This window comes from Pseudomonas sp. XS1P51 (genome assembly GCF_054897845.1).
This window is the reverse complement of sequence record NZ_CM142707.1, coordinates 1922422-1937089: the sequence shown is the minus strand read 5'-3', so window position 1 is coordinate 1937089 and position 14668 is coordinate 1922422. Positions and strand designations below refer to the sequence as shown.

Below are 14668 nucleotides of genomic sequence, written 5' to 3'. Positions count from 1 at the left end.
TTCTGCCATGACCGACTCTGGAGGCACACCATGAAAGTCGCCGTCGTGTATGCCGCGCCCACCCAGCCGTTGCTGCTGACCTGTCAGGTCGGCGACGGCAGCACGGTTGAGCAGGCCATAGAAAAATCCGGATTGTTGCGCTGCTGCCCCCAAATCGACCTGCGCACACAAAAGGTCGGTGTGTTCGGCAAGTTCGTAAAGCTCGACAGCCCGTTGAAGGAAGGCGACCGCGTAGAGATTTACCAGCGCATCACGCGGGTGCTCGATGAGGACGATGAGGACGATGACGACGAATGAATGATCGGCGACGAGGAAGGCAGCGTAGCCCTTCGAGCGCCTTATTGGATTGCGCCAACAGACCCCAGGAGGCCTGAAAATGAATGCTCCCGTGAACATGAACCGTGAAACCGCTTTACGTATCGCCCTGGCCGCCAGGGCCATGCCCGGCGTCGGTGTCGGCAAGTTGCTGGAAGTGCTGCACCAGCGCATCGAAGGTGGACTCAGCGAGCAAAGCCTGCAAACCATCACCGTGACCGACATCAAGATCGGCCTGGGCATCATCGATGGCGACGAGGATGGCGAGGACATTGGCACTGGCCTGGATTTGCCCGCCATGAAAGACGCGGTGCGCATTCTTTGGGGCGAAACCCTGTCTGAAGACATGCCAGTGCCGGTGCAACTGGAGAGCATGCCGCCGGACACCATCCGCGTCGCCGTCGCCTCCAACAACGGTGAACGGCTGGACGGCCACTTCGGCTCGTGCCTGCGCTTTCTGGTCTATCAGGTGGGTCTGGACAGCACGGTGCTGGTCGACATCCGTTCCGCGCTCGAAGCGGAATACGCCGAGGACAAGAACGCCTACCGCACCGAGTTGATCAAGGATTGTCAGGTGCTCTACATCGTCTCCATCGGCGGCCCGGCGGCAGCCAAAGTGGTCAAGGGTGGCATCTACCCAATGAAGACGGTCGACGGTGGTTTGGCGCGAGAGGTCATCGCCCAACTGCAAACCGTAATGAGCAACTCGCCGCCCCCGTGGCTGGCCAAATTGCTGGGTGTCGCGGCTGAGCAGCGCGTGCGTTTTGCCTTGTCGGATGAGGTGGCGTGAGCATGGGCCAAGAGCAACACAATGCCCGTCAACTGATCGCCGTGGCCATCGACCGCCACGGCCAGATCGCCGGGCACGCCGGCCGTGCGCACCGTTGGCGGGTATTCGACGTCTGGCCCGGCGAGGCGCCGGATGGCGCCTACACCCTGGAACTGGACGAACATGCCTGCCTGCATGAATGGCACGTCTGCCCACAACCGGAACGCCACCCCCTGCACAGCGTCGATATCGCAATTGCCGGCAGTGCCGGCGAAGGCGTAACCCGGCGCATGGGTGAACGCGGCGTGGTCCTGCTGACGACCGTCGAAACCGACCCGCAACGGGCGGTCAAAGCCTACCTGGCCGGCACCCTGCCGACCGGCCAACCCCACGATGAACAGGCCTGCGGCGGCGAAGGGCATCAGCATCCCTGAAGCTGGTTATGGCCTGCTTTAGGCTGGGTGTCCGTTCCCCTGGTTTACTGCGCTTTTGTACAAAACCAGGGGGCGTCCAATTAACCAAAAAAGTAATTGAATTGAAAACCAGGATCAGTCCCGCAAAATGGACAGCTATCTATCGGCTAATAAAGAGCGGCACCTGGCACCGCTCTGCCGTGTCCGGGAGCCGTTGTTTAGATTGGCCCGCGTGCCTCGCGGCGTAGTTCGACGATATGCCCCAGGGCTTGCGGGAAACTGAGGCTGTCCAGCTTTGGTGAGTACTCGGCCAGGGCCTTCTGGATGACCAGCAGCTTGTCTTCGGCGCTGTAGCCCTTGAAGTCGTCCTTGTCCAGTTTCAGGTCGCCCATCAAGGTATTCCATATCGCACCGCCGTCGTAGTGTGGCAGCAGGGTGATGTTGACGCCGTCCAGGTCAACGATCAGTGCTTTGCCGAGGTTTTCTACGTAGAAAAGCACCTGAATGTCCGGTGCCAGGTCTGCGCGATAGTTTTCGACGAACAGTGGCAGGGTAGCCAGGTCAATCAGCCCGCCGACGACCATGCTCAGCTTGCCGTTGTGTTCCAGCACTGCGGCCTGCTTGACCACTGATTTGGGAGGCATGCGGCGACCGGAAGCGTCCGCGATGTCGCCTTCTTCGAGCACCAGGTCGCCACGGAAGGCGAAGGTGTCGGGCTGGGTAGACGCGCCGAGGATGCTCAGGTTGCATAGCAGACATCGGGTTTCGTAGTTTTTCAGCAGCATGGTTGGGCTCTCTCTCTGTGGAACGGGTTCAGTAGAAGGTGTCGTCAAGCCACCTTGGCGGTGTCGGGAGAGGCCAGGGCGAACAGTTCGCTCCAGTCGGCCTCGATCAGTTGCAGGTTCTTGCGCTCGCAGACCTTGCGTTCCTTGGCGCTGGGGTCGGCGATCAGCACCCAGCCAGCATCGTCGGCGGCGTCATGGATCAAGTCGCTCATGACCATGCGTTCGGTGTCACGGTTAAAGCGCATGCCCAGGAACAGGTAGCGCTTGTTGCGGCGTTGCAGCTTTATCCAGGCGGGTACGGCAAAGCCGCCCATCAGCTCGGTGATGTAGTCCACAAAGTCAGCATCGCTGGCGACGTAGTTCGGTTTGGGCAGCGGGGTGCCTACCGGTTTGAACAACACCGGCAACTCCGAATCCACCTGTTCCAGGCTGATGGGGTGATAGCGCGTGCCGTCGAACTGATACAGGTCGAAGCGGTAGGGGGTGGCCGCGATCCGTGCCGCGCCCACGACCAGGGTGTGCAGGCGGTCGGCGTAGGCGCGTTGCAACTGGGTGTCGCGGTTGCAATCGATCACATAAGGCAGGCGCAGGCTGGCCAGCCACTGGTGAAAGGGTGAGGTCGTCCAGTTATCGCCGCCGTAGGTTTGTGTCAGGAAGCGCTCAATGAAGCTGCGGCCCTTCTTGTTTTCCAGGTGCATGGCGGCACGCGGGAACTCATACATGAGTCGCGGCGCCATGGGTTGGCCTCCGGTCATGGCCAGGATCAGGCTATTACTGTCGGCCGGTATCGGCAGGCCGCTTGTGCGGTCGACCACGCCTTGCAATACGCCGGGACCCAGGTAGGGAACGATATTGCCGCTCGCCAGGCTGTTCAGAATGTTCTGCATCGAGCTGTTATTCACGGGACGCTCCTGCTGTAAATGTTCGCAGGAGCAATTCGCAATAAACACGCCAAGCGTTGATTGCCCGGCAACTCGTTGATATCGCTGATATTGAGTGCGGCACAGGGTTGGGCGTGGGGCGGGGTATTCACGACAATTGTCGTATTTGTCACAGTTACCGAAGTTCGCCAGAAGTTATCCCCAGGCAACTCTATATAGGCAGTTGAAGGCAGGCCGGTCATGAATAAAAAGCGGCCGCGAAGTTTGTTGGGTTGTCGCCATTACAACCGACAGTCGCGACTTTTTGTTGTGTATGCCACTGTCTCAGGTGTTTTGCGATTCATAAAAAATTTGATTTAAAACAATCGGCTATCTTAATTTTAAAGCGCTGGCACAAACACTGCACTTGTCCAGTTGCGCAGGCTTGTTCGTGCCTACAGCCCACTGTCGATGTGGAACGAAACCGAGGACTTTTATTATGGCAATGCGTCAATGCGCTATCTACGGAAAGGGTGGGATTGGTAAATCCACAACCACCCAGAATCTCGTAGCGGCCCTGGCCGAAAGCGGCAAAAAAGTGATGATTGTCGGCTGCGACCCTAAAGCCGACTCCACCCGCCTGATTCTGCACGCCAAGGCTCAGAACACTATCATGGAAATGGCGGCTGAGGCCGGCACCGTGGAAGATCTGGAGCTTGAAGATGTGCTCAAGGCTGGCTACGGCGGCATTAAGTGCGTCGAGTCGGGCGGCCCTGAGCCAGGTGTCGGCTGCGCTGGTCGCGGTGTAATTACCGCAATCAACTTCCTCGAAGAGGAAGGCGCCTACGATGAAGACTTGGACTTTGTGTTCTACGACGTACTCGGCGACGTGGTGTGCGGCGGTTTCGCCATGCCCATCCGCGAGAACAAAGCCCAGGAAATCTACATCGTTTGCTCCGGCGAGATGATGGCCATGTACGCGGCCAACAACATCTCCAAAGGCATCGTGAAGTATGCCAACTCTGGCAGCGTTCGCCTGGCGGGGTTGATCTGCAACAGCCGCGAGACCGACCGTGAAGATGAGTTGATCATCGCTCTGGCCGAGAAGCTGGGCACGCAGATGATCCACTTCGTACCCCGCGACAACATTGTGCAGCGCGCTGAAATTCGCCGCATGACGGTGATTGAGTACGACCCTACCTGCAAGCAGGCTGACGAGTACCGTTCGCTGGCGAACAAAATCCTGCACAACAAGAAAATGATCATACCGACCCCGATCACCATGGACGAACTCGAAGCGCTGTTGATGGAGTTCGGCATCATGGATGAAGAAGACGCTGCCATTGTCGGTAAGACCGCTGAAGAAATTGCCTGATAGCTCTGCCATGAACCTGCTCGTGTTCAGGCATGCGCAGGTTCAGAACCCGATCACGGGCTGCCGATAGTTCAGGCCAGGCATGCCGTGAGGGTTCATCGGACGGGGCAGGGCAGATTAGCCCTGCCGGAGATCCGCGTTGCGTCTGGCGCAATGCGGGGCCTCCGTTACCCGCACACGAACGCAAGGCAAGAGGAGTTCATACCATGTCCGGTATGTCACGCGAGGAAGTCGAATCCCTTATCCAGGAAGTCCTGGAGGTTTACCCCGAAAAAGCGCGCAAAGAGCGTGCAAAACACTTGGCGCCCAATGATCCAACGCTGGAGCAGTCCAAGAAGTGCATCACTTCCAACAAGAAGTCTCTGCCGGGGATGATGACCATCCGTGGCTGCGCCTACGCTGGCTCCAAAGGGGTGGTGTGGGGGCCCGTCAAGGACATGATCCATATTTCCCACGGCCCGGTGGGCTGCGGTCAATATTCGCGTGCCGGTCGGCGTAACTATTACATCGGCACCACCGGCGTGAACGCCTTCGTGACCATGAACTTCACCTCGGATTTCCAGGAGAAGGACATCGTTTTCGGGGGGGACAAGAAGCTCTCTACATTGATCGACGAAATCCAGACCCTGTTCCCGCTGAACAAGGGCATCTCGATCCAGTCCGAATGCCCTATCGGCCTGATCGGCGACGACATTGAAGCGGTGGCCAAGAAAAAGGCCATCGAGCATGAAACCACCGTGGTTCCGGTGCGTTGCGAAGGTTTCCGTGGCGTGTCGCAATCGCTCGGTCACCACATAGCCAACGACTCGATCCGCGACTGGGTACTGCCCAATCGGGACAATGACGACAGCTTCCAGAGCACGCCTTACGACGTTTCTATCCTGGGCGACTACAACATTGGCGGTGACGCCTGGTCGTCGCGCATCCTGCTCGAAGAGATGGGCTTGCGCGTCGTGGCCCAGTGGTCCGGCGATGGCACCCTGGCAGAGATGGAGCTGACCACCAAGGTCAAACTCAACCTGCTGCACTGCTATCGTTCGATGAACTACATCTCCCGCCACCTGGAAGAGAAGTACGGTATTCCGTACCTGGAGTACAACTTCTTCGGCCCGACCAAAACAGCCGAGTCGCTGCGCGCCATTGCTGCGTTTTTCGACGACAGCATCAAGGCCAAGTGCGAAGAAGTGATCGCCCGCTATGAGACTGAATGGCAAGCGGTGATCGCCAAGTACCGGCCACGTCTGGAAGGCAAGCGCGTCATGCTTTACGTCGGCGGCTTGCGCCCACGTCACGTGATCGGCGCTTATGAAGACTTGGGCATGGAAGTGGTCGGCACCGGCTACGAGTTCGGTCACAACGACGACTACGACCGCACGCTCAAGGAAATGGGGAGCGCCACGCTGTTGTACGACGATGTCACCGGCTACGAATTCGAAGAGTTCGTGAAGAAGGTCAAACCTGACCTGATCGGCGCTGGCATCAAGGAAAAGTACATCTTCCAGAAAATGGGCGTGCCCTTCCGGCAGATGCACTCCTGGGATTACTCAGGCCCGTACCACGGCTTCGACGGCTTCGCCATTTTCGCCCGTGACATGGACATGACCCTGAACAACCCATGCTGGAAAAAACTGCAAGCACCGTGGCAGAAACCGGAGCAGGTCGCCGAGAAAGTCGCGGCCAGCGCCTGATTCGCCCATTGGAGTGCAACATCCGCTGCGGGCTCGCCCGCAGCCGATTTCCGTGATCGCCGTTCACAGATGAGTGAGGCGAAGGAGAGAATCATGAGCCAGCAAGTCGACAACATCAAAGCCAGTTATCCCTTGTTTCTGCAAGACGAATACAAGGACTCGCTCGCCCGCAAGCGGGATGATTTCGAAGAGAAGCACCCCCAGGAAAAAATCGACGAAGTCTTCCAGTGGACCACCACTCAGGAATACCAGGAGCTGAACTTCAAGCGCGAGGCCCTGACCATCAACCCGGCCAAGGCTTGCCAGCCACTGGGTGCGGTGCTCTGTGCCTTGGGTTTTGAGAAGACCATGCCGTATGTGCATGGCTCGCAAGGTTGCGTGTCGTATTTCCGCACTTACTTTAACCGTCACTTCAAGGAGCCGATTTCCTGCGTCTCCGACTCCATGACTGAGGACGCCGCGGTATTCGGTGGTCAGCAGAACATGAAGGACGGCCTGCAAAATTGTCGGGAAACCTACAAGCCCGACATGATCGCGGTCTCCACCACCTGCATGGCTGAAGTTATCGGCGATGACCTCAACGCCTTCATCAACAACTCCAAGGTCGCAGGCTCAGTTCCCGAAGACTTTGCCGTACCCTACGCCCACACCCCGAGCTTCGTTGGCAGCCATGTCACCGGCTGGGACAACATGTTCGAAGGCATCGCCCGCTACTTCACCCTCAAGACCATGGACGACAAGGTGGTTGGCAGTAACCACAAGGTCAACATCGTGCCGGGCTTCGAGACTTACCTGGGCAACTTCCGGGTAATCAAGCGCATGCTCAAGGAAATGGACGTTGGCTACAGCTTCCTTTCCGACCCGGACGAAGTGCTGGATACCCCGGCTGACGGGCACTTCCGCATGTACTCAGGCGGCACCACCCAAGACGAGATGAAGGACGCGCCAAACGCCTACACCACCTTCTTGCTGCAACCCTGGCAGTTGGACAAGACCCGCAAACTGGTCGAAGGCACCTGGAAGCAGGACGTGCCCAAGTTGAGCGTGCCCATGGGCCTGGACTGGACCGACGAATTCCTGATGAAAGTCAGCGAAGTCACCGGCCAGGACATTCCGGAAAGCCTTAGCAAGGAACGCGGTCGGCTGGTCGACATGATGACCGACTCGCACACTTGGTTGCACGGCAAGCGTTTCGCCCTATGGGGTGACCCGGACTTCGTTATGGGCATGGTCAAGTTCTTGCTGGAGTTGGGCGCCGAGCCCGTACACATCCTGTGCAACAACGGTAACAAGCGTTGGAAAAAGGCGGTCGAAGCCCTGCTGGAAACCTCACCGTATGGCAAAAACTGCACGGTCTACACCGGCAAGGATCTGTGGCACATGCGTTCGCTGGTCTTCACCGACAAGCCGGACTTCATGATCGGCAACAGCTACGGCAAGTTCATCCAGCGCGACACCTTGCACAAGGGCAAAGAGTTCGAGGTGCCGTTGATCCGTCTCGGCTTCCCGATCTTCGACCGGCACCACCTGCACCGCCAGACCACCATGGGTTACGAAGGCGCCATGCAGATGCTGACCACCCTGGTCAACGCCGTGCTTGAGCGTCTGGACGAAGAAACCCGTGGTATGCAAACCACCGACTACAACTACGACCTGGTTCGCTGAGTCGTCGCTGTCCGGTATGTGCCGGGAGGGCTCGCCCTCCCGCATTTTTCGTTGGTCGCAGCCACTTTTCATACAGCGCCAGGCCAACTCTTCGCCCATGGAGCAACACCATGCCGAGCGTCATGATCCGTCGTAACTCGCAAGGTCAACTGACCTTCTACGTTGCAAAAAAAGACCTGGAAGAAACCATCGTCAGTCTTGAGCATGACAGCCCTGACTGCTGGGGCGGAAAAGTCACTCTGGGCGATGGCAGTGCTTATTACCTGGAGCCCATGTCTATCCCGCCGACCCTGCCCATCACCCTGCGGGCCAAGCGAGCCAGCGAGGATTGAGCCCATGGCCGCAGCCAACGCAGGACCCCGCCTGCCACCCCACCTCGCCTTGCGCATCGCTTTGGCGGCGCGCGAAATCAAGGGTATGGATAGCGCACGTTTGTTACGTGCAGTTCTTGCTGTGACCGGAGAGCCGATCACTGCTTCACGCCTGGAAAAACTACGCCTGTCACGTTTGCGCGCGCGCTTGCTTATCCCGACCGAGAGCAGCGCACAGCCGCAGGCCATTAACGAGCGTCAGCTGCAACGTGCCGTTAGCCTGTTGCGCGGGCGTGGTGTGCAAATGCCGCAGGAGCCGCTGCCAACGCCTGAGGCTTACCGCGACGGCGACCTGCGCGACTCGGTGCGCATCGCCTGTGCCTCGAATCAGGGCGAATGCTTGAACGGCAGCTTCGGTAACTGTGCGCGTTTTCTCATCTATCAGATTTCGCCCAAGGCCAGTCGGCTGATCGCCCTGCGCGAACCTGCTCCGGTGCAGGAGGAAGAGGATCGTCTGGTCCGCCGCGCCGCACTGCTGCACGACTGCCAACTGCTTTACACCCTGAGCATCGGCGGCCCGGCGGCGGCCAAGGTGATCCGCGTCGGGGTACACCCGATCAAAGTCGCCGCCCCAGTGCCAGCCCATGAAATCGTCGAAGAACTGCAACGGGTACTCGCCAGCGCACCGCCACCCTGGCTGGCCAAGGCCATGGGTGCCGAGCCCGATCAGCGCGTGCGCTTTACCGGCAATAGCAACGGATGGAAACCATCATGATCGAACAGAGCCTGCTTGATAACGTGATTAACCAGGCCGAGCGCAGCCCGCTTGACGATGCGCTGCTCGCCAGCCTGCGCGGCGCCTGGCCCGGCGTGCATTTCACCTGCTGCATGGACGACGATATTGTCGCCAACGCCCGCCCGGTTGCCCATTGCCCCGGTTTCAACGTCTATCTGGTCAACTCCAGCAGCCATTGCTCGGTGCTCACCAACGACCTTGAAGCCGCCTCCGGCATCGTCCTGGCCCAAGTGATCGAGGACTGAGCCATGGCCGACGACCCGATTGCGGATATCACCCCGATTGCCGACTGCCGCGCCTGCAGTTTTCACGGCAACCTGCTGCTCAGCGGCCGCTGCACCCCCGGCGTCACCTGTGTGGCGGTGTACAGCGGTCGGCAGATTGATCGTTTCTTTCGCAACAATCCGCAGATAGCCGTGCGTTATCTCGCCGACCCGTTTTGGGAGCGCCGGGCCATCGCCGTGCGCTACGCCCCGGTGGAGGGGCTGGTCAACCTCAAGCAGGACGAAGACGAAGTGGTGCGCCGCGCCGTCGCCTACCGTCTGCCGCGCGAACAGCTCGGCGAACTGATGCATGACCCTGACCGCGAAGTGCGCATCACCGTCGCTGACCGTCTTCCGGTCGAACAACTGGAGCAGATGGCTGGCGACCTGGACTATCTGGTTCGCGCCTACGTCGTGCAGCGTATCGCGCCGGGTCGGTTGTTTCGCTTTATCCGTGACGATGATCGTCAGGTGCGTAAATTCGTTGCCCAGCGCCTACCCGAAGAAAGCCTCGGGCTGATGAGCACCGACCCCGAACCTGAAGTTCGGCGCCTGGTCGCTGCACGCCTCAGCGGCGACGACTTGCTTGATCTGCTCCACGATTCCGATTGGACCGTGCGCCTGGCCGCCGTGGAGAACGCCTCTCTCGATGCCTTGCGCAAACTGGACGAGCAAGACCCCGAAGTAAAAATGGCAATAGCACAACGCTTAGAGGGTGTTCTCAATTAGTTGCGCAGCGGGAAACCAATCGAGACCACCTTCTGCATGCCATCTCCTGTACGGGAGTCCCCTGAGAACCTGATACGAGTACACATGAATGCGGCACAATCAACCCGTAACCGGACAGTTCATAGAGCTGCCCGCAGATGCCAATATCCTGTCTACGACTGACATTCAGGGCAACATTACCTACGTCAATCCTGATTTCGTCAGGATAAGCGGGTTTACTGAAGCCGAGTTATTGGGGCAACCCCACAACATCATCAGGCATCCAGACATGCCTGATGCGGCCTTTAAACACATGTGGGCGACCCTCAAGTCCGGGTCTTCCTGGATGGGCTTGGTAAAAAATCGCTGCAAGAATGGCGATCATTACTGGGTTAGCGCTTATGTCACGCCTATTGCCAAAAACGGCCAGACAGTCGAATACCAATCAGTGCGCACCAAGCCGGATCAGGCCCAAGTGCTCGCGGCCGAAAAGCTGTACGCGCAGTTGCGCGAGGGCAGCAGGCCCCTGAACCGGCGCCTTGGCTTGAGCCTGACGGTAAAGCTCTCGTTGCTGGTCGGTCTTGTCATCGTCCTGGCGTTGCTGGCGGGTGATGCCCTGTTTTCTCTGCCATTGAGCAGCGTCTTGTTTATGTCAGGGGTCGCGACTGGACTGAGTGCGTTGTGCATCAAGGTATTGCTGGCGCGCCTCGGCGCCTTGGTGGACATGACTCGCAGCGTTGCCGACAATCCTTTGAGTCAGATGCTCTATAGCGCCAGCCTGGATGAGTTCGGGCAACTTGATTTCGCCTTGCGCATGGCACAAGCGCAGACCGCCTCAGTGATAGGCCGTATTGCGGATTCGGCCAATGGCCTTGGGGCCCATGCCCAGTTGCTGGTGAAACAGATCGACGACAGCACCGAATTGACCGCAAGGCAGCACGCTGAAACCGATCAAATCGCCATCGCCATCAACCAAATGGTCGTTAGCGTTCAACAAGTGGCAAACAATGCCCAAAGCGCTGCTGGCGCGGCAAAAAAAGCCGACGATGAAACCCTCAGCGGCCAACAGTTGATGGCCCACACCAGCGGCTCGATCAGCGAGCTTGAGGACGATATCGAGCGGGCTGCACAGGTCATCCATGAGTTGGAAAACCACAGCCACGCTATTTCTAAAGTGCTGGATGTGATTCGAGGTATCGCAGAGCAAACCAATTTGTTGGCCCTCAACGCCACCATCGAGGCCGCTCGTGCGGGGGAGCAAGGCCGGGGATTCGCTGTCGTTGCCGACGAGGTGCGTGCGCTGGCCTCACGGACTCGGCAATCGACTACCGATATTCAACAAATGATCAGCGTATTACTGGCCGGTGCGCATAGCGCGGTGAGCGTCATGGGTAAAAGTCGCGAGCAGGCCCAGGCGAGTGTCAGTCGTGCGCAACAGGCAGCCGATGCGCTGTCCGGGATTGGCCGACAGGTGAACGAAATCAATGAAATGAACAGGCAAATAGCGGCAGCCGTAGAGCAGCAGGGAGCGGCCAGCGAAAATATCAATCGCAGTATCAGCAGCATCCGTGACGCCGCTGATATGAACGTCAAGACCGGGCAAAACAACCGCGAGAGTGCCGTAGAAATGGCCCGATTGACCGCCAATCTTGATGCCTTGACCCATCAGTTCTGGGTGAAACAGCGCTGAGTACCGGCGACCCACGCCATGCGCAAGCCTTCCCCCAAGACAAAACGTGGATGCAATCCGCCCTCGGTCTGTTGCAAACCCGACATCAGGGTATGTTCACGACAATTCTGTTTCTTTAAAACCTTATATAAAACAACAAACTAAGCGTTGGTACAGGCATTGCAAAAGGTCATTCACAGGTCGCGTCAGTTGGTTTACGCGATGCGCCAAGACCGGAGGGTGTGCGATGAAAGCCAAGAATATTGCCGAGTTGCTCGACGAACCTGCCTGCACCCATAACAAGAAGGAGAAGTCCGGCTGCGCCAAACCTGCACCGGGCGCCACCGATGGGGGTTGTGCCTTCGATGGGGCGCAGATCGCGTTGCTGCCCATTGCCGATGTGGCGCATATCGTCCATGGGCCGATTGCCTGTGCCGGGAGTTCCTGGGACAACCGTGGCACCCGCTCCAGCGGGCCAGAGTTGTACCGCATCGGCATGACCACCGACCTGACCGAGCAGGACGTGATCATGGGGCGCGCCGAGAAACGCCTGTTTCATGCCATCCGCCAGGCGGTGGAGACGTATGCGCCGCCAGCGGTGTTCGTTTACAACACCTGCGTCCCGGCACTGATCGGCGACGATGTGGATGCGATCTGCAAGGCTGCCAGTGAGCGGTTCGCAACGCCCGTAGTTCCCGTGGACGCAGCGGGTTTCTACGGCACCAAGAACCTGGGCAACCGCATTGCCGGAGAGGCGATGGTCAAGTACGTGATCGGCACCCGGGAGCCGGATGTACTGCCGCCACAGAGCCTGCGCGAAGGCGTCCGCGTGCACGATGTAAACCTGATCGGCGAATACAACATTGCCGGTGAGTTCTGGCATGTGTTGCCGCTGCTCGACGAACTGGGCCTGCGGGTGCTCTGCACGCTGTCCGGCGATGCGCGCTTTCGCGAGGTGCAGAGCATGCACGCCGCCGAGGTGAACATGATGGTCTGCTCCAAGGCCATGCTCAACGTCGCGCGCAAGTTGCAGGAGCGTTTCGGCACGCCGTGGTTCGAGGGCAGTTTCTACGGCATCACCGACACCTCGCAAGCGCTGCGCGATTTCGCCCGGCTGATCGGCGACGACGATCTGAGTGCGCGTACCGAAGTGCTGATCGCTCGCGAGGAAGCGAAGATTCGCACCGCGCTGGAACCCTGGCGCGCTCGTCTACAGGACAAACGCGTGCTGCTGTATACCGGCGGGGTGAAATCCTGGTCGGTGATTTCTGCCCTGCAGGATCTGGGCATGAAGGTGGTCGCCACCGGCACCAAGAAGTCCACCGAGGAAGACAAGGAGCGCATCCGCGAACTGATGGGCGACGACGTGAAGATGCTTGAGGAAGGCAATCCGCGGGCCCTGCTCAGGACGGTGGATGAGTACCGCGCCGACATTCTTATCGCGGGCGGTCGCAACATGTATACCGCGCTGAAAGCGCGCATTCCGTTCCTGGATATCAACCAGGAACGCGAGTTTGGCTACGCCGGTTACGACGGCATGCTGGAGTTGGTGCGCCAGTTGTGCCTGACCATCGAAAGCCCGGTCTGGGAGGCGGTCCGCCGTCCCGCGCCGTGGGCCGGTACTGCGCAGGTTCTGGCGCATCCGCAAGTCGTCAACGGTTGAGGCGCGCGACATGGCCGAGATAGTCAACCGCAAGAAAGCCCTGGCCGTCAGCCCGCTGAAGGCCAGCCAGACCATGGGGGCCGCGCTGGCATTCCTTGGCATGCAACGCAGCATGCCGTTGATGCATGGCTCGGCAGGTTGCACGGCGTTCGCCAAAGTGTTCTTCGTACGCCATTTCCGCGAACCGGTGCCCTTGCAGACCACGGCCATGGATCAGGTCAGCTCGGTCATGGGCGCCGATGAAAACATCATCGAAGCGCTGAAGACGATTTGCGAAAAGCAGCAACCAGCCATTATCGGCCTGGTCAGCACCGGCCTGGCGGAAACCCAGGGCTGCGACATGACCCGGGCCGTGCATGAATTCCGCCAGGAGTATGAGGAGTACAACGAGGTGGCGGTGGTGGCGGTAAGCACACCGGATTTCAGCGGTTGCTTCGAGAGCGGGTTCGCGGCGGCGGTCAAAGCCATTATCGAAACCCTGATTCCAAATGAGCGGGGCCGCGCCGGTCAACGCCCGCGTCAGGTCAACGTCTTGTGTTCGGCCAATCTGACGCCGGGCGATCTGGAGTTTATCTGCGACAGCATCGAAAGCTTCGGTTTGCGCCCGCTGCTGATTCCCGATCTGTCCGGCTCGCTGGACGGGCACTTGGACGATGCTGATTTCAACCCGCTGACCACCGGCGGCTTGAGCCTGACTGAGCTGGCGACCGCGCCGCTGAGTATTGCGACGCTGGTGGTCGGGCAGAGCCTGCATGGCGCGGCCGATGCCTTGGCCACGCGTACCGGCGTGCCGGATTGGCGCTTCGGTTTGCTGCTCGGGCTGGATGCGGTGGATGGTTGGCTGATGGCGCTGGCCGAGATCAGCGGCCACCCGGTCCCGGAGCGTTGGCAGCGCCATCGTCGACAGTTGCAGGACTGCATGCTCGACACTCACTTCATGCTCGGCGATGCGCGGGTGGCGATTGCCGCCGACCCGGATTTGTTGCTCGGCTTCGATGCGCTGCTGCGCGGCATGGGCGCACGCACAGTGAGTGCGGTGGTCCCGGCCCGTTCAGCCTCACTGTCGGCATCGCCCCTGGCACAGATCCAGGTCGGCGATCTCGAAGACCTCGAACACAGTGCCCGCGAGCAGCAGGCGCAACTGATCCTGGGTAACAGCCATGCACTCGATTGCGCCCGGCGTTTGGATCTACCGCTGTTGCGCATGGGCTTTCCGCAGTACGACTTGATGGGGGGCTTTCAACGTTGCTGGCTGGGTTATCGCGGCACCAGCCAGATACTGTTCGATATCGCCAACCTGCTGACCGAACATCATGCGGGCATCGCCGCGTATCACTCGATTTACGCACAGAAACCCACTGACGAACGTAACCAGAAGAGGCACTGAG

The 14668-nt window shown here is 59.4% G+C and carries 15 protein-coding genes; 13 read left to right on the top strand and 2 right to left on the bottom strand.

The annotated features are described in order from the left end of the window. The first annotated feature begins 30 nt into the window (after positions 1-30). From ACYZUD_RS08870 to ACYZUD_RS08860, 3 genes are all read left to right on the top strand, one after another. On the top strand, positions 31-297 hold the full coding sequence (locus ACYZUD_RS08870; protein WP_462023623.1) for an RnfH family protein: 267 nt from the start codon (positions 31-33) through the stop codon (positions 295-297). A gap of 79 nt (positions 298-376) precedes the next feature. After that, positions 377-1105, top strand: a complete 729-nt coding sequence (locus tag ACYZUD_RS08865) for a dinitrogenase iron-molybdenum cofactor biosynthesis protein (RefSeq protein WP_462023622.1) — start codon at positions 377-379, stop codon at positions 1103-1105. A gap of 2 nt (positions 1106-1107) precedes the next feature. Further along, a complete protein-coding gene (locus ACYZUD_RS08860; RefSeq protein WP_462023621.1) occupies positions 1108-1518 on the top strand; it encodes a NifB/NifX family molybdenum-iron cluster-binding protein in 411 nt (136 codons plus the stop codon). Between the two features lie 197 nt (positions 1519-1715). Here ACYZUD_RS08860 and ACYZUD_RS08855 read toward each other — a convergent pair whose 3' ends face one another. Beyond that, complete coding sequence (locus ACYZUD_RS08855; RefSeq protein WP_462023620.1) at positions 1716-2282, bottom strand: hypothetical protein; 567 nt, start codon at positions 2280-2282, stop codon at positions 1716-1718. A 44-nt stretch (positions 2283-2326) separates the two neighbouring features. Next, positions 2327-3184 carry an SIR2 family protein gene (locus ACYZUD_RS08850; RefSeq protein WP_462023619.1) on the bottom strand — a complete coding sequence of 286 codons (858 nt, stop codon included), beginning with the start codon at positions 3182-3184 and terminating at the stop codon, positions 2327-2329. Positions 3185-3641: 457 nt separating this feature from the next. Between ACYZUD_RS08850 and nifH the strand changes: the two genes are divergently transcribed. The 10 genes from nifH (at position 3642) to nifN (ending at position 14667) form a co-directional block, all read left to right on the top strand. Beyond that, on the top strand, positions 3642-4517 hold the full coding sequence (nifH, locus tag ACYZUD_RS08845) for a nitrogenase iron protein (RefSeq protein ID WP_065835949.1): 876 nt from the start codon (positions 3642-3644) through the stop codon (positions 4515-4517). 206 nt (positions 4518-4723) lie between these two features. Then, positions 4724-6205, top strand: coding sequence for a nitrogenase molybdenum-iron protein alpha chain (gene nifD, locus ACYZUD_RS08840; protein ID WP_065835948.1), 1482 nt, complete (start codon positions 4724-4726; stop codon positions 6203-6205). A 93-nt stretch (positions 6206-6298) separates the two neighbouring features. Continuing rightward, positions 6299-7870 (top strand): nitrogenase molybdenum-iron protein subunit beta, encoded by a 1572-nt coding sequence (gene nifK / locus ACYZUD_RS08835; protein ID WP_462023618.1) that lies wholly within the window; start codon positions 6299-6301, stop codon positions 7868-7870. Between the two features lie 110 nt (positions 7871-7980). Further along, on the top strand, positions 7981-8202 hold the full coding sequence (gene nifT / locus ACYZUD_RS08830; RefSeq protein WP_065835946.1) for a putative nitrogen fixation protein NifT: 222 nt from the start codon (positions 7981-7983) through the stop codon (positions 8200-8202). A gap of 4 nt (positions 8203-8206) precedes the next feature. Continuing rightward, positions 8207-8956, top strand: a complete 750-nt coding sequence (locus tag ACYZUD_RS08825) for a dinitrogenase iron-molybdenum cofactor N-terminal domain-containing protein (protein WP_462023617.1) — start codon at positions 8207-8209, stop codon at positions 8954-8956. Then, positions 8953-9222: a DUF6129 family protein gene (locus tag ACYZUD_RS08820; RefSeq protein ID WP_065835944.1), complete on the top strand. Its 270-nt coding sequence runs from the start codon at positions 8953-8955 to the stop codon at positions 9220-9222. The genes ACYZUD_RS08825 and ACYZUD_RS08820 overlap by 4 nt, the downstream gene beginning before the upstream one ends. Positions 9223-9225: 3 nt before the next feature. Then, positions 9226-9969 carry a 4Fe4S-binding leucine-rich repeat protein gene (locus ACYZUD_RS08815; protein ID WP_462023616.1) on the top strand — a complete coding sequence of 248 codons (744 nt, stop codon included), beginning with the start codon at positions 9226-9228 and terminating at the stop codon, positions 9967-9969. 88 nt (positions 9970-10057) lie between these two features. Continuing rightward, positions 10058-11638 (top strand): methyl-accepting chemotaxis protein, encoded by a 1581-nt coding sequence (locus ACYZUD_RS08810; RefSeq protein WP_462023615.1) that lies wholly within the window; start codon positions 10058-10060, stop codon positions 11636-11638. A 226-nt stretch (positions 11639-11864) separates the two neighbouring features. Then, entirely contained in the window at positions 11865-13280 is a 1416-nt protein-coding gene (gene nifE, locus ACYZUD_RS08805; RefSeq protein WP_462023614.1) for a nitrogenase iron-molybdenum cofactor biosynthesis protein NifE, read from the top strand. Between the two features lie 10 nt (positions 13281-13290). After that, positions 13291-14667, top strand: a complete 1377-nt coding sequence (nifN, locus tag ACYZUD_RS08800; RefSeq protein ID WP_462023613.1) for a nitrogenase iron-molybdenum cofactor biosynthesis protein NifN — start codon at positions 13291-13293, stop codon at positions 14665-14667. The last annotated feature ends 1 nt before the right edge of the window (position 14668 follow it).